This window comes from Microvirga sp. RSM25 (assembly GCF_044784385.1).
Taxonomy (GTDB): Bacteria; Pseudomonadota; Alphaproteobacteria; order Rhizobiales; family Beijerinckiaceae; genus Microvirga; species Microvirga tunisiensis.
The window spans coordinates 3736865-3760282 of record NZ_CP173039.1 but is presented as its reverse complement, the minus strand read 5'-3'; the positions used below and the strand labels follow the sequence as shown (position 1 = coordinate 3760282).

The 23418-nt window shown below is 60.6% G+C and carries 20 protein-coding genes; 9 read left to right on the top strand and 11 right to left on the bottom strand.

Going from position 1 to position 23418, the window contains the following annotated elements; all coding sequences use genetic code 11:
* The first annotated feature begins 142 nt into the window (after positions 1-142).
* From ACD578_RS17945 to ACD578_RS17910, 8 genes are all read left to right on the top strand, one after another.
* Positions 143-1189: a dipeptidase gene (locus tag ACD578_RS17945; RefSeq protein WP_404287142.1), complete on the top strand. Its 1047-nt coding sequence runs from the start codon at positions 143-145 to the stop codon at positions 1187-1189.
* A 28-nt stretch (positions 1190-1217) separates the two neighbouring features.
* Positions 1218-2249, top strand: coding sequence for an asparaginase (locus ACD578_RS17940; RefSeq protein WP_404287140.1), 1032 nt, complete (start codon positions 1218-1220; stop codon positions 2247-2249).
* Positions 2250-2510: 261 nt separating this feature from the next.
* Positions 2511-4352, top strand: a complete 1842-nt coding sequence (locus ACD578_RS17935; RefSeq protein WP_404293934.1) for a dipeptide ABC transporter ATP-binding protein — start codon at positions 2511-2513, stop codon at positions 4350-4352.
* Complete coding sequence (locus ACD578_RS17930) at positions 4276-5904, top strand: glutathione ABC transporter substrate-binding protein (protein WP_404293933.1); 1629 nt, start codon at positions 4276-4278, stop codon at positions 5902-5904. The genes ACD578_RS17935 and ACD578_RS17930 overlap by 77 nt, the downstream gene beginning before the upstream one ends.
* Positions 5905-5957: 53 nt before the next feature.
* Positions 5958-6878: a glutathione ABC transporter permease GsiC gene (gene gsiC / locus ACD578_RS17925; RefSeq protein WP_404287138.1), complete on the top strand. Its 921-nt coding sequence runs from the start codon at positions 5958-5960 to the stop codon at positions 6876-6878.
* Positions 6875-7768 (top strand): ABC transporter permease subunit, encoded by an 894-nt coding sequence (locus ACD578_RS17920; RefSeq protein ID WP_404287136.1) that lies wholly within the window; start codon positions 6875-6877, stop codon positions 7766-7768. The genes gsiC and ACD578_RS17920 overlap by 4 nt, the downstream gene beginning before the upstream one ends.
* Before the next feature lie 34 nt (positions 7769-7802).
* Entirely contained in the window at positions 7803-8621 is an 819-nt protein-coding gene (locus ACD578_RS17915) for a M55 family metallopeptidase (protein WP_404287134.1), read from the top strand.
* Positions 8622-9100: 479 nt separating this feature from the next.
* Positions 9101-9658, top strand: coding sequence for a hypothetical protein (locus ACD578_RS17910; protein ID WP_404287132.1), 558 nt, complete (start codon positions 9101-9103; stop codon positions 9656-9658).
* On the opposite strand, the gene ACD578_RS17905 is transcribed toward ACD578_RS17910, so the two are convergent.
* The 11 genes from ACD578_RS17905 to ACD578_RS17855 all read right to left on the bottom strand — a co-directional run bounded on the left by ACD578_RS17905 (position 9627) and on the right by ACD578_RS17855 (position 21836).
* On the bottom strand, positions 9627-9992 hold the full coding sequence (locus ACD578_RS17905) for a hypothetical protein (RefSeq protein WP_404287130.1): 366 nt from the start codon (positions 9990-9992) through the stop codon (positions 9627-9629). The two genes, ACD578_RS17910 and ACD578_RS17905, sit on opposite strands and share 32 nt — an antisense overlap.
* Positions 9993-10231: 239 nt before the next feature.
* Positions 10232-11368 carry a S8 family serine peptidase gene (locus tag ACD578_RS17900; protein ID WP_404287128.1) on the bottom strand — a complete coding sequence of 379 codons (1137 nt, stop codon included), beginning with the start codon at positions 11366-11368 and terminating at the stop codon, positions 10232-10234.
* A 1067-nt stretch (positions 11369-12435) separates the two neighbouring features.
* Positions 12436-12852 carry a hypothetical protein gene (locus ACD578_RS17895; RefSeq protein WP_404287126.1) on the bottom strand — a complete coding sequence of 139 codons (417 nt, stop codon included), beginning with the start codon at positions 12850-12852 and terminating at the stop codon, positions 12436-12438.
* A gap of 472 nt (positions 12853-13324) precedes the next feature.
* On the bottom strand, positions 13325-13900 hold the full coding sequence (locus ACD578_RS17890; protein WP_404287124.1) for a hypothetical protein: 576 nt from the start codon (positions 13898-13900) through the stop codon (positions 13325-13327).
* Entirely contained in the window at positions 13900-14985 is a 1086-nt protein-coding gene (locus tag ACD578_RS17885; protein ID WP_404293931.1) for a metallophosphoesterase, read from the bottom strand. The genes ACD578_RS17890 and ACD578_RS17885 overlap by 1 nt, the downstream gene beginning before the upstream one ends.
* A 302-nt stretch (positions 14986-15287) precedes the next feature.
* The gene (locus ACD578_RS17880; protein ID WP_404287122.1) at positions 15288-16607 is read right to left on the bottom strand and encodes a protein kinase; all 1320 of its coding nucleotides are present in this window, start codon (positions 16605-16607) and stop codon (positions 15288-15290) included.
* Between the two features lie 32 nt (positions 16608-16639).
* Positions 16640-17560, bottom strand: a complete 921-nt coding sequence (locus ACD578_RS17875) for a hypothetical protein (RefSeq protein ID WP_404287120.1) — start codon at positions 17558-17560, stop codon at positions 16640-16642.
* 481 nt (positions 17561-18041) lie between these two features.
* Positions 18042-19073: a hydroxyacid dehydrogenase gene (locus tag ACD578_RS17870; RefSeq protein ID WP_404287118.1), complete on the bottom strand. Its 1032-nt coding sequence runs from the start codon at positions 19071-19073 to the stop codon at positions 18042-18044.
* A gap of 153 nt (positions 19074-19226) precedes the next feature.
* Complete coding sequence (locus ACD578_RS17865; RefSeq protein WP_404287116.1) at positions 19227-19979, bottom strand: SDR family NAD(P)-dependent oxidoreductase; 753 nt, start codon at positions 19977-19979, stop codon at positions 19227-19229.
* Positions 19980-20020: 41 nt separating this feature from the next.
* Positions 20021-20749: an SDR family oxidoreductase gene (locus ACD578_RS17860; RefSeq protein WP_404287114.1), complete on the bottom strand. Its 729-nt coding sequence runs from the start codon at positions 20747-20749 to the stop codon at positions 20021-20023.
* Between the two features lie 16 nt (positions 20750-20765).
* A complete protein-coding gene (locus ACD578_RS17855) occupies positions 20766-21836 on the bottom strand; it encodes a LacI family DNA-binding transcriptional regulator (protein ID WP_404287112.1) in 1071 nt (356 codons plus the stop codon).
* Between the two features lie 219 nt (positions 21837-22055).
* Here ACD578_RS17855 and ACD578_RS17850 point away from each other — a divergent pair, with 219 nt between their 5' ends.
* A complete protein-coding gene (locus ACD578_RS17850) occupies positions 22056-23357 on the top strand; it encodes an ABC transporter substrate-binding protein (RefSeq protein ID WP_404287110.1) in 1302 nt (433 codons plus the stop codon).
* Positions 23358-23418 lie beyond the last annotated feature (61 nt).

Here is a 23418-nt window from a genome sequence, read left to right as displayed (position 1 = left end):
TTTGCATCACAGGGGTTCAAATTGGCCTCCTATGCAAGTCCGGTATCAACTCTGTCGAAAATTGAATTGGCCGAAGGGCCTCGTGGGGTCTTACACGAGTTTCCCTGGGTGATGATATCCCGGCCGAATGTGTTGGACGAACATGACATCTGAAGCTCTCATACCGGTTTTTGACGGACATAATGATGTGCTGCTTCGTCTCTGGCGATCAGAAAACGGGGCACCTGAGCTCGGTTTTCTTAAAGAAGGGACGACTGGTCATTTGGATCTGCCGCGGGCGCGGGTAGGAGGCTTCGCGGGCGGGCTGTTCGCAGTCTTTGTCCCCTCATCGATCGATGGGATAGGAAGCGACGGCAAGCCACAGGCCCTGCCGCCATCCCTTGCAGAGGCGCAGACGGCAACCCTCGACCTGATCTCGCTCCTGGTGCGCCTGGAGCGGGCGTCAGAGGGTGGCATGCGCATATGTCGAAGCGGACGGGACATCCGGTCCGCTATGGCGAGCGGCGCCCTGGCCGTGGTGCTCCATATTGAAGGAGCCGAAATGATCGATCCCGACTTGAAGATGCTCGACGTGCTCTATCAGACGGGTTTACGTTCCATCGGTCCGGTCTGGAGCCGTTCGAACATTTTCGGCCACGGCGTGCCATTTCGCTTCCCCTCACTCCCTGATATCGGGCCCGGTCTGACAGATCAGGGACGAGAGCTGATCCGGGCGTGCAATGCATTGCGCATTCTCATCGATCTGTCGCACCTCAACGAGCAGGGTTTCTGGGATGTAGCCGCCCTCTCGGACGCTCCGCTCGTAGCAAGCCATTCCAATGTTCATGCTCTGACGCCGCATTCGCGCAATCTGACTGATCGCCAGCTCGATGCGATCCGGGACACGGACGGCTTCGTGGGCGTGAATTTCGGTACGATGTTCATCCGGGCGGACGGTCGCAAGGATCCAGACACCAAGCTCGACGAACTCATACGTCATATCGATTACCTCGTCGACCGAATTGGGCTTGATCGGGTCGGCCTTGGTTCCGATTTCGATGGCACGACGGTTCCGAGTGACCTGAGCGACGTCAGCCGCCTCCCGGCCCTCGTGAATCTCCTGAAGGTCAGGGGATACGATGATGCAGCCGTGCGGAAGATCTGCGCTGAGAACTGGATCCGGGTCCTCGAACGGACCTGGGGCGGGTAGATCCGTCATCTGAACAGGCGAGCTTCCTATGATCAATCCGTTTCTCATTGAAATAACACGCGGGAGGCTGATCGAGTCGCGCCATCGCGGCAGCGTAGCGATCGTCGATGCCGATGGTGCGCCGATCCTGGCTTTGGGCGATATCGAACGCTGGATCTACCCACGCTCTGCCGTCAAAGCGATACAGGCTCTGCCCCTCGTGGAGAGCGGGATCGCCGACAGGTATGGGCTGTCGGACGAGGAGATCGCGCTGACCTGTGCGTCTCATTCGGGCGAGGAGAGGCATGCCGCGACAGCTGCCTCTATCCTGGCCAAAGCAGGGCAGGACGCGTCATGCCTTGAATGCGGTGCGCACTGGCCCACGGGCGAGGCGGCCAACCGAGCCCTGGCGGCGCAGGACGGGCAGCCAAGTGCGCTTCACAACAATTGTTCCGGCAAGCATTCGGGTTTCGTCTGTCTGTCCTGCGGGCTTGACGAGAATCCAAGAGGCTATGTGACGGCGCAACACCCGGTCCAGCAAACGGTGAGGCGCGCTCTGGAGGATCTAACTGGCGCTCCTCATACCGAGGCGGTGCGGGGCACCGACGGGTGCTCAATTCCGACTTACGCCATTCCGCTTTCGGCTCTCGCCCTGGGTTTCGCGCGGTTCGGCACGGGCGTCGGGTTGCCCGGCGAGCGCCAGATTGCGGCACGCCGGATCCGACGTGCGGTTGCGCGATATCCCTTCATGGTTGCCGGGACAGATCGCTTCGATACAAAGCTGATGCAGGTTTTGCGGGAGCGTGCCTTCGTGAAATCCGGTGCAGAGGGCGTCTATTGTGCCGCCTTGCCGGAACTTGGTTGCGGTATTGCGCTCAAGATCGATGATGGTACGCCGCGGGCGTCCGCTGCTGTTATGGCGACACTTATCCTGCACCTCCTGCCATTGAGCGATTGGGAGCGCACGGAGGTTGAGGCATTGGCTTGGCCTTTGCTCAAGAACTGGAATGGCCTTGAGGTGGGGCGCGTTCAACCAGATCCCGACTTCTTCCGATCCGTCACGACGCAACACGGTTCGTAATCTCCTGACGATACTCCCCGGGATCAGGTGGGCATGTCTAAATGTAGTGGATCTTCCATAATGCGAGTGATGCATAACGTGTCCCATTTTCGGAATTTGCTTCTCAAAAGAGGCGGCATGTAGTGTCGCAAGTGCGACGCTATTTGGAACTTGCGGCCAACAGCATGGCTGCAGAGCGAAACAGTGCGCAATAACATTGTAACGCTTCCTGAAGGCTCGCGATTGCATGATTGATTTCGAACTGAGGCATTCAGAAGGATGATGGCTGCTGAAGCGTTGTTGTCGGTTCGGGATCTGGCGGTGGAGTTTCCCACCGAGACCGGCGCCGTTACCGTGGTCGACGGTGTGAGCTTCGACATCAGGCCGCGAGAAACTCTTGCTGTAGTCGGCGAATCCGGATCCGGCAAGTCGGTGACAGCTCTGAGCATCATGCGTCTACTCGAATATGGCGGCGGTCGGATCTCCCGCGGCAGCTTGCATTATCGCATCCGTGACGGTTCCGTGCGTGACCTCTCGCAGGGGGCCGCGTCTGATCTCCGGCAGATCCGTGGCGACGAGATCGCCATGATCTTTCAGGAACCGATGACATCGCTCAATCCGGTCTTCACCGTCGGTGACCAGATCAGCGAGGCAATCCTTCTCCATCAGGACATGGACCGTGCGGCGGCACGCGCAGAGACACTCCGGCTTCTGGAGAAGGTGCGGATTCCAGAGGCCAAGCGGCTGGTGGATGCTCACCCCCACCAGTTGTCCGGCGGCATGCGCCAGCGGGTGATGATCGCGATGGCGCTCTCCTGCCGACCCGGTCTTCTCATTGCCGACGAGCCAACCACCGCCCTCGACGTGACGATTCAGGCACAGATCCTGCGGCTCATGCTCCAGCTGCAGGAGGAAATGGGCATGGGGATGATGTTCATCACCCATGACATGGGTGTGGTGGCCGAGATCGCTGATCGGGTCGTCGTCATGTACAAGGGGCAGAAAGTCGAGGAGGGAACGACCGAGCAGATCTTTGCCTCGCCGCAGCATCCCTATACGAAATCGCTTCTGAGCGCCGTCCCTAGACTCGGCGCCATGAAGGGGCGCAGCCTGCCAGCCCGCTTCCCGCTCGCCGAGCCGGACAAGGGAGATGTTGGTTTGGAGACGCCGCAGGACACCGTGAAGTTGACGGCAGAGCCCCTTCTAAGCGTGCGGGATCTAGCCACGCGTTTCGATATCCATAAAGGTATCTTCAGTCGGGTCGTGGCACGGGTTCACGCGGTGGAACGCATCAGCTTCGATATCATGCCCGGCGAGACTCTTTCGCTTGTCGGAGAATCCGGCTGCGGAAAATCCACGACTGGTCGCACCCTCATGCAACTCATCGAGCCGACGAGCGGTACCATCAGGTTTGAGGGCAAAGATGTCTCGACGCTGTCTTCCACTGAGCGCCGCGGCCTTCGCCGTAAGATCCAGTACATCTTTCAGGATCCCTACGCCTCGCTGAATCCACGCCTGACGGTGGGCTTCAGCATTGCCGAACCCCTCATCACCCATGGATTAGCCTCTGGTGGAGCCGTGCGGGAGCGCGTTGCCGAGCTCCTGCGCGTCGTCGGCCTCCAACCTGAGCATGCCGAGCGCTATCCGCACGAATTCTCAGGAGGGCAACGGCAGCGCATATCGATTGCGCGAGCCCTTGCCTCTGACCCGAAGCTCGTGATCGCCGACGAGTCCGTCGCTGCGCTCGACGTTTCCATTCGAGCGCAGATAATCAATCTTCTTATGGATCTTCAGAAACGGCTCGGGGTGGCCTTCCTCTTCATCTCGCATGACATGGCCGTGGTCGAACGCATCTCCCACCGGATCGCCGTCATGTATCTCGGCCAGATCGTGGAAATCGGATCAAGACGGGACATCTTTGAAAATCCGCAGCATCCGTATACCCGGAGGCTCCTGTCGGCTGTTCCCGTCGCGGATCCGAAGATGCGTAACAGAAATCGCGCCTTGATCACGGGAGAAATCCCGAGCCCCACCCGCCGAGTCGGTGATGAGCCGACTGTCGCACCGCTCACCGCCGTCTCGCCGACCCACTTCGTCGCTACGCATTCAGTCGGCGCCTACTAAGCCCAGTAAAACCAGAGGAGAGAGCATGTTCAACTTCAAAAAATTAGTGGTGGCGGGCGCCCTGCTGCTGTCAGTCTCGACGCCGGCGCTAGCGGCGAAGGACTTGGTGGTGGGCGTTCCGGATAACCTGACTGGTCTGGATCCCCACAATGTCAACGATACGCTGTCGCAATCGGCAACGCGGCTGATTCTTCAGGGCCTCTTCGGTTTCGACAAGGACATGAAGCTGGTGCCTGTCCTGGCGGAGAGCTATGAAGCCAACCCCAACGCAACCGAATTTACCATCCACCTGCGCAAGAATGTGAAATTCCACGACGGCACCTCATTCAATGCGCAGGCGGTGAAGATCAATTTCGAGCGTCTCTCCAACCCTGAGAACCGCCTGAGCCGCGCCAGCCTGGTCAACATGGTCTCCCAGTTCACGGTGGTCGATGATTCGACGATCAGGCTCATCCTGAAAGAGCCCTTCGGGGCCATGATCAACAACCTCGCTCATCCCGGAGCGATGCTTCACAGCCCCGCCGCTCTGGAAAAGTACGGCAAGGAGGTAATGCGCAACCCGGTTGGGACAGGGCCCTATAAGTTCGTGAGTTGGCAGGCGGACACCCTGAAGGTCGCCAAGAACGAAAACTACTGGAAGCAGGGATTGCCCAAGGTCGATAGCGTCACGCTTCGCAGCGTTCCCGAGAATGGCTCGCGGCTTGCCATGCTTCAGGCGGGGGAGGCGCAGTTCATCTATCCACTGCCGCCTGAGATGGCATCCGTTGCCGAGAAAAGCCCCAAGCTCGACACCATCAGCAAGCCGTCCATTGTCACATGGTATGTGGCGATGAACAATCTCAAGAAGCCATTCGACGATATTCGGGTGCGGCAGGCGCTGAATTACGCCGTCGATAAGCGGGCCTATGCCAAGATCGTCTACAACGGAAACATGGATCCCATGGACTCGGTTGTTCCACCCGGGCTGCCATTTTATGCTAAGCAGGGAGAGTGGCCGTTCGATGTCGCCAAGGCCAAGGAGCTTCTGAAGGAAGCCGGTTACCCCGATGGATTCGAGACCGAGATCTTTGCCGGAAACAACACGACCTCAATCCGTGCCATGCAGTTCCTTCAGCAGCAGCTCGCGCAGGTGAACGTGAAGCTGAAAGTCACGCCACTTGAGGCGGGTGTGGCCGCACAGAAGATCTGGGGCGTGTCGAAGCCGGAGGACACCACCGTTCAGCTCTATTACGGCGGCTGGTCCGCTTCGACCGGTGACACCGATTGGCAGATGCGCCCGCTCCTGTTCGGCGAGAGCTTCCCACCGAAGATGTTCAACGTCGCCTATTTCAGTAATCCCGATGTCGATGCCGGGATCAAGGCCGGAATTGCGACTGCCGACAATGAGAAAAGGGCAGAGGCCTACAAGACAGCCCAAGAGGCTGCATGGAAGAATGTTCCATGGATTTATCTTGGGGTAGAGCGCCTCTTGGCTGCCAAATCCAAGTCGCTGTCGGGCGCCTATTACCTTCCCGATCGCGGTATTCTGCTCGAAGAAGCAGAGCTCAACTGATCAGGATAGCCCCGGAGCCATGACCGGCTCCGGGGCACTGTCCGCGAAACATCATGGCCAAATATCTCATCCATCGCCTGCTCGGCATCCTGCCGGTCCTGTTGCTCATCTCACTGCTCGTCTTCGGGTTTGTACATCTCCTGCCGGGTGATCCGGCTCGCCTCGTTGCGGGCCAAGATGCGACACAGCAAGACATTGCTGTTGTCCGTGCGGCGCTCGGGCTCGACCGGCCCTTGTGGGAACAGTACGTCACCTATGTATGGAACATTCTACATGGGGACTTCGGCATCTCCCTTAAAACGCGCCGCCCAGTCGCGGAGGAGATCGGCGAGCGCTTTTTCCCGACCTTCTGGCTGACGATCATCAGTATGGTCTGGGCGACCCTGTTTGGCCTCATCATCGGCGTGTCGTCCGCCGTGAAGCGAGGGCGTTGGCAGGATCATGGCGGCATGCTCGTTGCCGTCTCTGGCATCTCTCTGCCATCCTTCTGGCTAGGCCTGCTCCTGATCGACTGGTTTTCCGTGAGACTGGGGTGGTTTCCAACAAGCGGATACGGAACGCTGGCACATTTCGTGCTGCCATCCATCACTCTGGGCGTGGGCGTGGCCGCGGTCATGGCGCGCTTCACACGCTCCTCCTTCATTGAGATCGCAAGAGAGGACTACATCAGAACAGCAAGGGCCAAAGGGGCCTTCGAGCGGCTGGTCGTGTGGAAACACGTTCTGCGCAATGCGCTTATTCCCATCATCACCATGGTCGGCCTTCAGTTCGGCTTCCTTCTTGGTGGCTCGATCGTGGTCGAAACTGTTTTTGCCTGGCCAGGGCTCGGGCGGCTCCTGGTAGACTCGGTCTCGTTCCGGGATTACCCTGTCATTCAGGCGGAAATCCTTTTGTTCTCTCTTGAGTTCATCCTCATCAACCTCATCGTCGACGTTCTTTACGCGCTGGTGAATCCGGAGATCCGCTATCGATGAGCAGCGCTGCTCTGTCTTCCACTGCTAGGCCGGCTGCCGAGCGCATCCGCACACCCTGGTCCGAGTTCTGGCGTAAGTTCCGGCGACAGAAGTTGGCCGTTGCCTCAGGCATCTTCTTGCTGCTGCTGGTTCTCGTTGCGCTTCTGGCACCCTGGATTGCCCCATACGATCCTGCCGCTCCGGATTACGACCATGTTCTCGAGGGACCGTCCTGGTTGCATTGGGCCGGGACGGATGATTATGGACGGGACATTCTCAGCCGTATCATTCACGGAGCCGGTATCTCCCTGATGGTCGGTTTCCTGGCAGTTACCATAGGCGGCATTGTCGGTATCGTAATGGGGCTGCTGAGTGGGTTCTATGAAGGCTGGATCGACCGTATCATCATGCGAATCTGCGATGTCCTCCTTGCCTTTCCAGGCATCCTGCTCGCCATCGGAATCGTGGCAATCCTGGGTCCTGGCGTCGAGAATGTAATCTGGGCGGTTGCCGTATTCAGCATCCCTGTCTTCGCCCGGCTCGTGCGAGGCTCGGCACTGGCGCTCAAGCGGGCGATATATGTGGACGCCGCGCGAGCCATCGGCGTGCGCAACGTGGTCCTCATGGCTCGTCATATTCTGCCCGGAGCTCTACCGAGCGTCATCGTCTACTTCTCGATGAGATTTGGTACCTCGATTCTGACGGCCGCAAGCCTGAGCTTCATCGGCCTCGGGGCTCAACCTCCGACTCCAGAATGGGGTGCCATGCTCTCGGCCGGCCGAAGCTTCATCGGAGTTGCCGATCATCTGACCTTCTTTCCGGGATTGGCCATCTTCGTCACTGTTCTCGCCTTCAACCTTCTCGGTGACGGGCTGCGTGACGCTTTGGATCCCAAGTTGAGCCAGCTCTGAGGCACCAAACGGCAAGACAGGAAGCACATTGTCCATGAAGATCTACATATCGGCAGATATCGAAGGCGTGGCGGGTGTCGTGAGTCCACAGCAGGGCAGCATGGGCAACGGCGAGTACGAGCGTGCCCGCCGGCTCATGACGCAGGAGGCCAACGCAGCTATCGAGGGAGCCTTCGCTGGCGGGGCCACCGAGGTGCTGGTCAATGACGCTCATGGCGACATGCGCAACCTGCTTCCTGACGAACTCGATCCACGCGCGGAACTGATCTCCGGCAAGCCGAAACTGCTCAATATGTTTGAGGGGCTGGCTCCCGATCATGCGGGTGTGATATGCCTTGGATACCACGCCAGGGCGCGCGAGGCCGGCGTTCTGGCCCACACCACGAACGGCTTCGCCTTCGGCCGTATTCGGTTAAATGATGTAGAACTCGGAGAGGCCGGGCTGTATGGCGCCTATGCCGGTAGCCTTGGTGTTCCCGTCATCATGCTCAGCGGCGATGACCGCCTAAAATCCGAGACGCAGCCACTTTTCCCTGACGCGCGATATGCGGTTGTGAAACAAGCCATCAGCCAGCGTGCGGCACGCAGTCGTTCGCCCGAGCATGCGCGCAACCTCATTCGCAGCGAGACCGAGGCAGCCGTCCGGCATGCATCCTCAAGTCGGCCTTTCATCATCGAAAGGCCGTATCGGCTGGAGGTTGAGCTTAACACGCCTGCACTGTGCGACCTCGCATCGGTTATTCCCTCCGCGATGCGGTTGGATGCCATGACGGTAGCCTTCGCGCCTGAAAGCGTCGAGCACGCTGTCCGCTGGATCAACACGCTGTCCGCACTTTCGGCAGTGCTGCGCTGATCGCTGTGCCATTCCTCGGAGCTTATGCCATGCCTTGGTTATGCCAAATGTACGATCATGGCACTTCTCGGAAGTAGGCCGATTGTCGGCTATAGCAGGAGAAAGCGGACGTTCCTGGAGGTCAGGTGATCGTCAGTACCTGACCCGGAGCTGACCATAAGTTCATAGGCAAGAGGTAATATGAGTTGTGATCAGGTGACGTAACGTTGACAGAGCGCGCCTTCTCACCTGCTCAAGCTTTCAGGACAGGTCCACGATGACCGACACTCGGCAGGGTGATCGGAGTAGGCCACAAGAAGGCTAGCCCAAAAGCGGCACTGGCGCTAGCATATGCATTGTCCGTTTCGTTGGATGGCAGCCAAAGAGAACCTGCCCACAAGGGTTAGCTCTTCTGCAGGTCTACCTGGGGCTAGGCGAGGAGAGCAGGATCACCCCTCGTCACGCTCGTGCTGTGACGGACACCATTGGGAGGGCCTCCAATGTTACGTCCACAGACCATAAGAATCCTGCGCTCCACCACCTTTGCGTTAGTGACCACTGTTGGGCTCGGCCCCGCTGGGATATCCGCGGCCGCCGCGTCACCCGAGGACGAGATCGCCCGGCTCAACCGCGTGCGTACCAACCTGTTTGAGGAACTCGTGAAGACCCGAGCGGAAGCGACCACTGCCCGTGCCGAACGGGACGAAGCCCTCAAGGCACGCGATGCCGCCGAGGCCGAACTCACCCGGCTGAAGGAGGCCGCCAACGCCAAACCCGCCAGCCCTGTGCTGAGGGCTGAGACCAAAGCCCAGCCGCAGCAACGTGCTGCGGCCGCAGCATCACCCGCCGCTCGTCGCCAGAGCGTGCGCCCGGCGGCACCGGCCGCGACCGGATCGGTTCTGAGGGCGACCACGGCGCGTGCGCAGCAACAGGTCGTGCGGGCTCGCCCCTCGCCACGCCCAGCCATCAGACAGTCTGAGCCGGCACCGCGTCAGGGGGCGCCGGTTGCCCGATCGCAGGAACTACCTAGCGTGCTGCGCCTGCAAGATCCGCAATAGTCGCCTGCCCGCGGCGGTCTACACGGCATTCGACGATACCCTGGCGGGCTTCGCGCCCGCTTGACCGCGAGTAGACGATCCCAACCTCCACCGGTGCCCGCTGGCCGCTTCGGGTGCGCCGCATTTCGCCGGCGCTGGTTGCGTCCACCCGGATCAACTGCGCGCCCATCTGACTTGCATGGGTGCGAGCCGCCGCAATGGCGGCCTGTCGGCAGGTTTCAACGATCTCATGGGGCGTGCCCGGACGATACTGGAGCTTGGGGATGATGGCCCGCTCAGCCGCATAACCACCGACCATCCCAGAGGCGCCAAGGAGAAGAATGACCCACAGCATGTTTGTTCACCCCAAGCACCCCGCCGACGCTTGGCTCAGGTGCTATGATGACTGCTTCAAGAATTCTCACCTTGCCCCCCAGTTCCTTATCCTGGAGTATTAGGAAGGTGGCGCTGCGCCGCTTGCGATCTGCCTGCCACAACAGTCCTGTCACTACGGCCTATCTGAAGGTCAGGAGTTGGCTGCACGATCAGAGCCGTGTCAGGTGTTCGTTCCACCTTGAGGATGCCTGACGGCAATCAAGGCATTCGCGAAGCCGGATCACCAAACGGTAAAGCCGCCGGCTGCGTTCGGGTCGCAGCAACAGGCGTCGTCTCCGTCGGTTGTGCGCACAGGCCCGCCGTGTGGATCAGGCCGAACCCGTATGTCGGATCCCACCCGGGTTTGCCCAGGTCGCGGGTGTGCGCTTCCAGGCGCGCCTGAACCGCTTTGGGATCCAAGTCGGGGTTGGATGCGAGCAGCAGGCCTGCCGCGGCGGATACGAACGGGACCGCATAGGACGTGCCCGTCCTCAGGACGCCATTGCCTTGGATCGACGCCGTCCAGACATTCACTCCGGGGGCCGCAAGGTCGACGTAGGCGCCCTGTGTGGCGCGTCGGTACACATTCAGCTCCTGGTCCACGGCTGTGACCGCGATGACACCCGGATAGGCGGCCGGGTAGGCCGGCTCGGCCCCGGCGCCATTGTTGCCCGCCGCGGCAATGATCACGATGCCCTTGGCCTGGGCGGCCTCAATGGTTTTCTCGAGGACCGCGTTGGCGGGGCCTGACAGGCTCAGGTTCATGACCTGCACGCCACGCTCGGCGAGCGCCTCGATAGCGGTCACAAGCGACATCACATCGGTGCGGTCGGCCGTGCCGCCGTCGCGGTAGAAGGCATCCACCGCAATCAGCTTCGCGTCCGGCAGCAGGCCTGGCGTTGGGCTTCCTCGCCGCCCTACCAGGAGAGCGGCAATCGCGGTGCCATGCTCCTGCAACGAGGCGTCGGCATGGCTCCCAGGCCGCCCCAGAACCTCGATCGCCTGACCCTTGAGGGCTTCATGCGCGACATCGATGCCCGTGTCGATCAGGCCGATGAGCGGGGGAGGGCCGCATTGAGTGGCATTGGACGCTGACCAGTTCACGAGGGCGGTTGCCATACACTCAGCGCCGGTGCATGTCTCCGAGCCGTCATCAAGATAGTAGAAATGGTCGAAGTCCGCTGCGGCTCGCACATCGACCAACTGGATTGTTCGCCGGGCCTGAGTCAGGGAGGTGCCTTGCGGAATACGCAGCCTGACGACCTGAGGGGCAATGGTGCCTTGCGTCTGGGTCTCGATCTGGAAACCCTGGGCGGTGAGCTTGGCCAGATCCTCGCGCGACAGGCCTGACGCCACGATGAAGTTTGTGGACTGACGCGGCTTCGGCCGGGAGTCAACGACGTCGGCCCTACTGAGGGCACTTGATTGTACGGTCCCGATCGGAGTTGAAGCTTGTGATGTCGCCGGTGGCGCGGAGATCGCCTGGGCCTGGACCGGTGTTTGCTGGTCAAATGCGGTGACAGCGCCTTGGCTCAGTGGAGCTGGGCTGGTGTTTGACGGGGCCAGAGAGGCCGCTGGGGTCTGGCCCGATGTTTGCTGGTCAGGTGTGGGAACCGTGGCCGGGCTCGCCGAAGGAGGGCTGGCGAGAGCGCCGGATTGGAGGGTCTCCGTCGGGGCCGAAACCTGTGATGGTGCTGGTGCTGGAGTGACTGGTTGGGCCTGGGTCGATGTTGGTGGATCGGGTGCGGGAACTGTGCCTTGATGGATTGATGTCGGGCTAGTGGGGGCACTGACTTCCGCCCCCGCCTGGATTGGCGCTTTCGATGTCACTGGTGTCTTAGAGACAGCTTTGGTCCGGCTGATTGTCGGCCGATTGGCTGCGGCGGCCTTGCCTTGGCTCGCTGGAGCAGGGTTGATGCGCGCCGTTGCCTTTGGGCTGCCACGTTGGCTTTTGCTGTTGCCGGCCTTACCGGCGCTTCCGGTGCTGCTGCCAGGGGCAGCCTTGCCACCAGCCTTTGCGGTGCCGGTGCCAGCCTGCGCCCCGGCCTTATTCTTGCTGGATTCTGAGTTGGCTGCATTAGCGGTGCGGCCAGCTACGGTGCTGCCTCCGCTCGCCGCCTTGCCGCTGCTCCCGCCAGCATTGTTGCTTTTGCCTGCGGACCTGCCGCTGTTGCCTCCAGTATCGTTGCTGCCTTGACCGGCGCTGAGGCCACCTGCGCCGCCGTTGCTACGGCCAGCCCCGTTACTGGGGGCTGCACCCGAGCCTCCAGGAGCCCCGCCTACACCGCCACCTGTGCCATTGCTGCGACCGGCGGGACTGTCAGCACTGCCTCCGGGCCTGCCTCCGCCGCTGTTGCCAACGCCATTGCCCCCACCAATGCCGCCCCCGACGCTCCCGCTGTTACCATGACCAGCCCCGCCGTCTAGGCCGCCGAGACCTCCAGCGTTGGAATTGCCTTTGCCGCCGCCATTGCCGTTGCCATTTCCGCCGTTGCTGCTGTTCCCACTGACGCCAGCATTGCCCTGATTGCCGGCATTCCCCCCGCCGCCGCTCCCATTTCCACCGTTGTTTCCGTTCCCGCCGCCACGTCCGCCGCCATCAGAATTCCCGTTGCTCCCACCTGCTGCGTTGCCACCACCGGTTCCGCTGGCACCACCGTTGCCGTTACCACCTCCATTTCCGTTGCCGCCAGCGTTTCCGTTCCCACCGCCGCGTCCGCCATCAGAGTTTCCCTTGCCACCGCTATTGCCGTTTCCTGCGTTGCCCCCGCCGTTTCCGCCACCGTCGCCCTTACTGCCTCCATTGCCATTGCCGCCGCCATCCCCGCTCCCGTCACCATTCCCGCCCTCGCCCTTGGCAAGCGCAGACCCGTTGATGATGGGAAGGGTGGATCCGTGGCCGAGATCGAGTTGAACGCGCAGGGGAAAGGCAGCCGCAAGGCCTGCTATTGCAATGAGGGTATGTCGCCACCAGCGTGCCATGCTTCCCTCTCGTGCCAGAAACTCAGCCGTGAACTCAGCCCATACAGCGCGGTCTAGACGTCAAAGCAGAACCTAACCTGCAAGATTGATCGCGCAATGCACTGAATCGCATGTCTTGTAGCGTACCTGAGATGAACGGAAGCGAACCAATCACGAATTGTGTCTGACCTTAAGCTCGGCAATAGGTGTGGTGTACTCACAGGCATCGAAGAAAGCGTCTTCGCTGTACTAGCGGTTACAGCACAACCCTGGATCATGGCTACGAAAAGGTAGGTAGCAGACGCGAGGACATGAGATTCGCCGTCGTGCGGCTGTCGGTTAAATGCGGTCTCAGAAATAGTAAGGCCCGAACAGCGCCCCACCCACCAGCGAAAGCATGATTAACAGGAATATCGCAAGGATCACGAAGCGCATCAGGCAGCCGCCCAGCGCCGCCCCGACCGGTGGGGCCTCTGGAGTGGTGTAGGTTGCTCCTCGGGACATGCGGCCGGCCCGTGAAGCGGCCCTGAGAATCTCCAGCATTCTTGCCGTACGGATGTCACGCACCGAGGCGCTCTCGTCGCTTGCACCTAGATCCGGATCGGGAGATCTCTCCCGTTCTCTGCGGTCCCAAGGTTTGGCGCGGGTTCTCGGGGGCGATGGCGGAGGATCGACGCGCGGCGGTGCAGCGGACGTGGCCGTCGTCCGTGGACCAGGCGGGGTGGTAGGCGGAATGGGCCTTGCCGTCGGATGGACCGGATCGCCGAATGTCGCGCCGCAGTGCGGACATACGGAGGCATCAAGCCATCGCCCGGGCTTGTGGTTCGTGCAGTAATAGCGGACCTGCGCCTCGTGGCATGCTTCGCATTCGCCAGGAGTCGTGGTCGAGGTGCCGCAGTTCGGGCAACGCAGAATTACGCCGGTCATCAATGAGGTTCCTGGATCGTTTCACTCTCAGGGCTGCCGGGGGCGAGTTCCGGATAAACCTCGCGGATCATGTCCGCAGGAATGTGCAGCCGATACACCTGGGGAAGCGTTCCTTCGACAAATTGCGCCATGGTGGGAACGCGCTCGTAGGAGCCGAAGCTCTCGCGGCTCAATCGACGCGAGAGCGCCACCGTCGTCAGCACCGGATGAGCCCGATAGGCGGGATAGGCTGCGTATCTCTCTTCGACATGATCGTGGCCGCGCACCATGTGTGTGACCGGGCGTCCCAAGCCAGCGCTCAGGGAGCAGAAAGCCGCGAAGTCCTCATGCCCGAACTGGCTCCCCCGCGAAAAGCGGTTCGGGAGCTTCTTGCGGGCTTTCGGATGCGCTCTGGTCCACACGAAGTCCGATAGACACATCGGGTCGTTCCAATCTCCCGTTTCGGCGAGACGCGCGTGCAGATCCACGAGCGGAAAGCCTCCATGAACTACCAGTAGACCGTCCGGAAAGAAGAGCGCACGCGGAGCGTGCTCAAACAGACGCACGGCCACCTTGCCGGCCCGCTCGATCCATTCATGCGCGAGATTGGCATTGAGGAAATCCGCGAAGTCCGACGGCGTCACGCTCGACGCAAAGCGTACGCCATCATAGGACAGCGCCTCGTCGTGGTTGCCCGCGATCAGGCACACACGATCCGGCGCCTCCGTGATCAACTCAAACACGCGGAGAAGGACTTCGAGCCCGAAACCTTCATCGTCGAAAAGATCGCCGAGAAACACGATCCGTGGCTTGGCCTCGCCGGTTTGCGAGGCCTGACCGCGCATTGCCGCCAAGGCGGCCTCGAGCGCCAGAAGATCGCCGTGCAGATCGCCGACGATCCACAACGGACTTGTGGTATCCATGGCGGAGATCTGGATCACCTTGTCGGCAGGCACGGCCCGGTCGTTCTCGAACAGCATGCCGGGCCCGTCGGCTCTATCGAGCAACGCCTCCATCCGCTCCACTATCGACCGCATGTTGGCGCGGATGGAGGATGGGTTGACCGCATTACGGACGCCCTGCCAATCCAGGTCTTCCACCTCCACGATCTGCAAGGTATCTTGCCCGATGGGAGTGGCCGGAACCGCGTCCGAAGGCGGGCTGCCCGGGCCAGACGGAGGCTCCCCGGTCAACGGCAGGGTTGGAGCAACCTCCGATGCACCTTCAACGCCTGCGACGAGAGCTCCCGGGGCAAGAGTCTCAGGGGCAAGAGTCTCGGAAGATTGTGCAGGATCCTGCGTATCAGGTTCATCCTTGGGCACATCGGCCGGTGTTGAAGTTGCCTCTGACTGCTTCGGCTCTTCCCACGGAGGGTCGGACTCGGGTGCTTCATGTCCGTCGGGTAGGTTCATTTGAGCGCCCGCGCCGTGAGCGGCATCTTGACGATGCCTTTGGCTTGGCGTCCGACAGCGATCCGGTCACCCTGCCTGAGCGGGTATGGCGCCGTTAGCGCCGTGCCGTTCACGAGGGTTTCGTTGGTCGTTCCTGCGACAGGCGAGAGCACCCATTGCTGGCCGGATTGGCGTTCCAGAACACATTGGCGGTTGTCCCAGAACTCGCTGTCCGGCCCGAACTGCCGCACCAGGGTTTTTCCGAGTTCCGTCCTTACGCCGATCTGCAGCGAGCGGCCGTCCGGGCCCAGCAACTCGATCCTGTCGGACAGGATCAGCTCGGCGGCAGAGCGAGGAGCGCTGCTGGCCGGCGCCTTTGCCGAAGCCGTCGCAGAGCCGGCTTTGGAGACGGATGGTTTCTCCCCGCGTCCGCTCAGAACGGCGCGCAACTCCGCAGCCGTCGGTCGGTCAGCCGGGTTCGGAGAAAGGCAGCGGTGCAGGAAAGAGCTGACCTCGGCATTGCTCGCCGGCGACGGCATCACCCCCGCAAGCGCTGGAGGTTTAGCGGCATAGCTCTGCACGAGCTTTGCGTACTCGGCCTGATCGTCGGTCCAATAGGGATGATACCCTGCGAGAAGTTCGTAGAGCATCAGCGCGCAGGTAAAGACATCGGACGCAAGCCCCGGCACGGATCCTCGGGCCATATGCTCGGGAGAGCGGTAATTGTCGGTGCCGACATATCCCTGATGGCCATGCCATGGCGCGCGCCGGTCAGCCAGGAGTGAGAAGTCCATGTCAATCAGTTTGAGCTGGTAACCGGAACTGATCGTGGGGTCCTGGATCAGATACGCATTCGCCGGTTTCAGGTCGGCATGGACAATCTTGGATTCGTGCAGCGCCGCTATTCCGGTCATGAAGACCTTGGCCCAAGTGACATGACGCGCCCAGACCGCAGGATCACGGGTGGCGGGCGACTTCGTTCGGCGATGCCACTCGCGCTCCTCATCGAGCATCTGCTGCAGGTCGGCGCCGTTCTCGACGAACTCATAGGCTTGGAAGTAGCAGGGTCCGCCCCAGACCTCTTCGAACGCATCCACTTGGCGCACTGCGAACTGAGCCGCCCGCCCGGTCCGGACGCGGGCTCCGAGCTCGTTCTGATAGGCGACGAACGCCTTGTACCAAACGACGGTGGGAGCAGGAGACTTGTACTGCTTCAGAAAGACTTTCTCTCCTGTCGGCCCCTCGGCGCCATAGGAGATCGCCATCATGCCCGGTCCGAAGACTTTCGTGACGCGGTACTGCCGGATCCGATCACCGACCTTCAGCTTCTTGGCCATGGCTTGCGCTCAGCGTGCCAGAGGCGGAGCGTCTACAGCGCCACGGTCGCTGCCGACCGCGACACGCTAGCGGCCAGCTGCTTCAAGGTGTTGCGGAAATTGACCGGGTCCGATGTAAATTTCTGCAGTGCCTCCTGCGGGTTCAATCCTTCGTATTCCACGACCTCCCATTCCGACTTGTCGATCTGGCTCAGTCGGTCATAGCCCTCGAAGTTGGGGGCAAAGAGACTGAGAATGATGCGATTGGCCATTACCAGGTTTGCAACATCCTGGAGCGAACCGCCCTTCGCCTCAGGAAGGCTCATGGTTTCCTTAAACGACGCATCGGTGAAGACGATGACAACACGAGCCGCATCGCTCCTATAGCGCCATTTTGCTGGATCCTCTGTCTGCGAACCTTTCGGGACCGCCTCCATGGAGGCAACCGTGTAGAGGGCATCGAGAAGCGATTCTGGCTCGTCGCCGCCACCGTTTGCCTGCAAGGTGCCGAGTTGCGCCTTGAGGGCGCCGGCGTCACGCACGAACAAGTTGTCGACGATCCAGGGCAGGCCTTCAGCTTGCGCCGCCTCGATGTCACGATATCCGACGACCTTGCCGCGCCAATCCCTAACAGGGGCAGCGTTGTTGGCATCGCCCTGGCTCAGGGAATCGATAAATGCCTCAATGTTTCTGCGGAGCGCGTCGATGCAGGGAGACATGCTGCCGCTGACATCGACGAGGAACACGATATCGGCCACGCCTTTGGTCTTCGGGCGCTCCTGCACGTTTGGCGGAGCGGCCATTTCAGCTGGTGCGCTTTCCGTCGGAGCTGCCTCTACTGGCTCATCCGGCGTGGATGCGATCGGATCTGCGGGCGTTCCGATCGCCGGTTCCGTCGGGCTTGTCGCCTCAGCCGAAGCCGCGCTCCCAGGCGTTGCGGGAGTAGGCTGGTCGGAATGCTCCATATCACTCATGCGTCCGCTCCACTTGGCGTAGTTTTGTTCTCGGCCGGTTTCACCGGCCCAAGCTATCCGACAACAGGGTTGGCAGATTGAAGTTCCCGGCTGCGCTTTAGGCGCTCTGAGGTGGAATTGTCCCCGGATGAGCCGCAGACTTTCTCTGAGGGAATAAAGTTGTTTGTCAGACCAATGCTGCGAACGTCGCCTTCTGGCACGAGGCCGACCTTGGCCGTATTTCCGCATTGGAGCTGTAAGGCGACCTTCGTATAAACTCCCTCAAGGGCTCTGCTTGACCCGTTCCAGACTTCCGAGACCTTCCTAGGCCTACAGCCATTTCGATGTGGTGGCGGGCTTGGCATGAATCAATCGCCCTTGCGCTGACCCTCCCGCTTCGCGGCAGCAGATGAACGGCTGGGCCGCTCTGGATGCGTTCAACATGCGATGTGCTCTGCTTCGAGTCTGCTGACCGGCCAGCTAACCGGTGACAAAGATCTATTCAGGCCATAGTCGACAGTACCGCCTTCGTCACCTCGTGGCGGTAGGGCTCACCCGCCAGCATCCTGCAGACCTCGTCCACAGCCGTGGCACCCTGACGTAGATAGGTCTCGTGGCTGTGCCCGGCAGCGTGGGGCGCGAGGATTGCATTCGGTAGGGTGCGTAGAGGGCTGTCGTGCGATAGCGGTTCCTTCTCATAGACATCGAGCACAGCTGTAAATCGGCCCTTGCGCAGCTCCGCGATGAGAGCCTGTTCGTCTACGATTGCACCGCGTGCAGTGTTGATGAAGAGGGCGCCATCCTTGATCATGGCAAGTTGATCGGCACCGATCATGTGGCGGGTTTCGGGTAGGGAGGGCACGTGCAGAGATACGATGTCACTACGGCGTAGAAGATCATCCAGTCCACATAGCTCCACGCTCATTTCGTAAGCCTGAGGCTCAGTGAGATAAGGGTCATAGACAAGAACCCGAGCGTTGAAGGCGCGAAACAGGCGCATCATCATCCGACCGATATAGCCTGCACCGAGCAGGCCCACCGTTTGTTCGCCGAGGAGCCGCCCAAGCAGGCGCGTCCGAAGGTCAAACCAGGGCTCGTTGTTCCGCATCCCGTCGGAGAGTTCCGCGGGATGGCGCAGGAATGACAGAACTTGCGCCATCACAAACTCGGAGACCGCTTCGCCAATATGGATTGCCGCATGTGTGACGTGCAGCCGGCCCTCCTCGATAGCCGCGAAAGGAACAAGGTGCCGAACGCTGCCGGCAGCATGGGCTACCAGTTTCAATGACTTCGCATGGGCAAGCAGCGTTTCGTCGAGCGGCGGAGTTCCCCAGCCGGTTATCACCGCCACTGCACCGTCGACCAGATTGGGGAGATTCTCGGCAGTCATGTCTCCATCTTGAGGCGCGCGAACACTCGCCACTTCTGCGAGCCGCTTCTCAGCGGATGCGGGGATAAGCTTTGCCCGCATGTCAGGCGTTAGCAGGATCACGACCGTTGGCTTATTCGTCGGCGACTCGCTCACGCTGCTCATGTCGTCATCTCCCTTTTCCAGGCTGACCGCGTCTTGCTGGTTGCAATCGAACGGTTCTCTTTAAGGTTCTATTGGGGCGGCTTGTCGGATACTGCCTGCGCTGGTCCTTCAACTCGGCAGGGGCCGGTACCGTGTCTTTATCTTCTTCGCTGGCTAGAACCCGACGCCGCCGTTGATCTGAACAACCTCTCCAGTCACATATCCGGCCTGCTCCGAGGCCAGATAGAGCACCGTGCCGGCCACATCCTTTGGCGTTCCCTCACGCCGCAATGGAGTCCTCGCGACTGAGTCGGCGCGGCCTTGCGGAGTGCTGAAGGTATCGTGAAAGCGCGTGCCGATGAGGCCGGGTGCGACGCCATTGACGCGAATGCCGAGAGGGCCGACTTCCTTCGCCAACGACCGCACCAGCGTGGCAACGGCACCCTTGGTCGCGGCATAATGTGAGGCGCCTGGGCCGCCACCGTCAAAACCGGCAAGTGAAGACATCAGGACGATGGAGCCGGATTTGCGGGGTTCCATGGATCGAAGAGTTGCCTGCACCACCAGGAACGTACTCAGGAGGTTCAGGGAAATTGCCTCCTGCCAGAGTTCCAGCGTTGAGTCGACGCAGCGGCTCCTTTTCAACAGGCCGCCCGTATTGGCGAACAGAACGTCGATTGGTCCAAGGTCATGTTCCGTGCGCTGGACTACCTCAGCAACTTCGTCCGGCTTCGTCATGTCTGCCTTCAAGGAGAGGACATGCCTGCCTTGTGATTTATACTCCGTCTCGATCGCGCCAGCTTCGTCGGCACTCGTCATGTAGGTGAATGCCACCTTTGCTCCAGCATCAGCGAACGCGCGGGTCGTTTCGCCGCCGATCCCCGATGCACCTCCGGTGACGAGGACAACCTTCCCTGAAAAATCCATTCTTTTGGTCCTTTGCAGTGAGATACGAATAGTTTCTGTGCCTACCGTCGACTCGGTTGGATCGTGAGTTCCGAAACGTGAGCGCGCTGGGGCAGGCGCATAACGAACAGGCAGGCCTCGGCAATGTCTTCGGGCTGCAGGGCAGCACGACGGACCTCGGTGCTCACCGGGGATGGTCGGCGATCAAGCAAAGGCGTATCGGTCATGCCAGGCAGGATTGCGGTCGCACGGATGCCGCTTGCCCACTCCTCCTCCATGATGGCGTGGTTCAGGGCGAGCACGCCGGCCTTCGAAGCCTGGTAGGCTGCGCCCGAACGATCCGGTTTTCGCGCCGCAATCGACGAGATGTTGATGATCAACCCTTCTTCCCTCGCGCGCATCGGTGGCACGAACAGCTTGCACAGGTTGAACGCCGCCATCAGGTTGACCTGAAGCATCGACTCCCAGGAGGCTGCGGTCAGCTGGTCGAATGCCCGTTCCACGATGTTCGTGCCGACCGAATTGATCAAGACATCGACCGTGCTCAGATCAATCTCGGAAACGGCGTCGGCCAAGGCGTCCGCGTTGGAGGCATCGGCGACCACAGTCGCAATCCGCGCTTGCTGCCCTACAGCGCGGGCGGATGCTGCGGTCTCATCGAGCCCCGCTTCATGGCGCCCGAGCAGAATGAGACGGGCCCCAGCCCTTGCCGAAGCCAGGGCGGTCGCACGTCCCATGCCGCTGCTTGCGCCGGCGATAAAAACCGTTTGGTCGGATAGATCCCGAGCCATCAATCCATTCCTATCCCTACGCACTCTGCAGTGCCCGCGCAGGCGCCGTTGACCCGCGCACGATGAGTTGTGGCGTGATGTCGATGAAGGCGGGGTCATCAGCGTGAGCCGAACCCTCCAAGTGGGCGACGAGCATGCGTACGACCATCTCGGCCATGGCCGGCACTGGCTGGCGGATCGTTGTCAGAGCGGGCTGGGCGATCTCGGCGAGAACGATGTCATCAAAGCCGACGATCGAAATGTCGTCCGGAACACGAAAGCCAAGATCGCGCGCGCCCGCATAGGCGCCAAGAGCGTACATGTCGTTGTTAGCCACGATCCCGGTCGGCGGATTGTCGCGACTTAGTAATTCACGTACGCCCATCCGTCCGAGCTCTGCTCCTTCCAGGTCGCCGAATCCGGCAACACCGCCACCCTGCCAGATCATATCGTCAGGGAGTTGCAGGCCAGACCGGGCCATGGCCAACCTCACGCCGTTCATGCGGCCGATGCGGCTGTTGGTCTTGATCGGTCCAGAGACAGTCGCAATACGCTTGTGCCCAAGCCCTATCAGGTGCTGAGCAGCAAGTGTGCCACCCAACTCCTGATTGAGGCTCACGCCGCAGGTGATGACGTCGCGGGCGCCATTAACGCGTTGATCGAAGGCGGCGATCTTGAGGCCGCGAGCCGTCACGTCGCGCAAATAGTCGAATGACAGGGGTGATGACCCTAGGATGATGCCAGTTATTCCAGAGCCGAGCATCGCTTCGGCGTAACGCGTCTCGACGTCTGGATCACGCTCCGCATTACAGATCAGGATCTTGTAGCCACGATGTCTGGCAGCGCGTTCAACATGGTGCGCGACCAAACCCCAGAATGGGTTCGCCACGGATGGGACGATCAAGCCAATGCTGCAGTTCTGACCTGATTTCAGCTGCCGGGCTGCAACATTAGGCGTGTACTTGAGCTGTTCGATAACTTCGAGGACGCGGCGCTTAGTTTCCGGGCGCATCTTATCGTGCCGACCATTGATCACATTGGAGACCGTGCTCGGCGAAACTCCAGCCTTTTTCGCGACCTCGTGAATTCCAGACATCGATTCTTCCATCGGCTCGTTGCGAATCCTGTTTGCGGCGCAGGTGATGCAACGATTTACCGATAGGACAGGGTGGTTCCTTTGTCAAAGGACACAAGTGAAATAAAGTAGCAGTTCCGCTCACCGTATCTACCATTACGGTCGACCTTTTTGTAGTTGACGTGCCTGCTATTTCTTGTGTTACGTTTCACTAACGAAGCCCGCAGATGGCTCGCTCATAGGGAGGAAGAGATGTCGATACGAATGAATCGGCGAGAGGTACTCCGCCACGGCGCCACGTTGCTGGGCAGCGCAGCATTATCTGGGCTGCCCCTCGGCAAGGCACTTTCGCAGTCCAAGGTGCGTGTGCGCTTTGCTGGCTATGTTGAATCGCAGGAACAGCTGACGCAAACTCTTGCCGTGTTGAAGCTGTACTCTGAAAAGAATCCCAGCGTCGAGATCATTCCAGAGTTCACCAATTTCGGTGCCTTCACCGATAAAATCGCGACCGAGACCGCGGGCGGAAATGCGCCAGACATGTTCAGCGTCAATGTCGATCTGCTGGCGGAATACGCGCGGCGAGGCGTTACGACACCTCTCGATGCTTACGTACCTAACCCGATCAATCTCGACGATTATCTGCAAAGCGCCGTCAATGCAGCTAAGTTTGACGGCAAGCAGTACGCGATCCCTAATGACGCGATCGGGCCTACCATCATCACGAATGCCACGTCATTCGAGAAGGCTGGTATCAAGGTTCCGGACCAAATGTGGACGTGGGAGGATCTGGCTGAAACCTCTGCGGCTCTCAGCAAAGCTCTCGGACCGAGATTCTGGGGCGTCGAGGACGCCGGCGGCAACTATATCCCATGCGATATTTTCTTGCGTGGCCGCGGCAAGTCGATGTTCACGCCAGATCACAAGCTCGGCTTCGCATTAGAGGACATGGAAGCTTGGTATGCGTATTGGAAAATGATGCGCGACACAAAGGCTACGCCACCCGGGGATGTTCAGGCAATGGCAGGCAACGACGATCCAAGCACGGCCGGTATCGTGGCAGGGCGGGCCGCGATGAATATCACACTCACAGACAGCTTCGTCGGTTTCCAGGCTCTGTCGCAGGACAACTTCGTTCTCCACATGATGCCAAATGGCTTCAGAGGCGGTGAGATGAAGCAGCGCCATTACTGCTATGCCGGGAACTCGACTACCGTGTCGGCAAAATCACCTAACCAAAAGCAGGTCATTGATATCATCCGCTTCATGCACTTCGATCCGGAAGGCGCCAAGACCTACTACACTAACAGCGGCATGATCCCGTGCTCGAAAGCCGGCCGCGACGCACTGGCCGCTTCGGGAACCGACGCTGATCGAAAGATCATCGCCTATCTGGATTTGCTGCAAAAGGACCCGGCGCCTCCCCGGTACCCGGGTGTGCCGGGAATGACGGGCATGCTGACGCGCGCGAATGAGGGCGTCGCCTTCGGCAAGATGACCCCCAAAGAAGCTGCTCAACAGTTCATCAACGAAGTGAGCATCAGGCTGAAGAAATAAGCCCCGAGCGGGGAGCCTTCGATACATGGGGTGCGGCACTGACACGCCGTATGCCGCACCC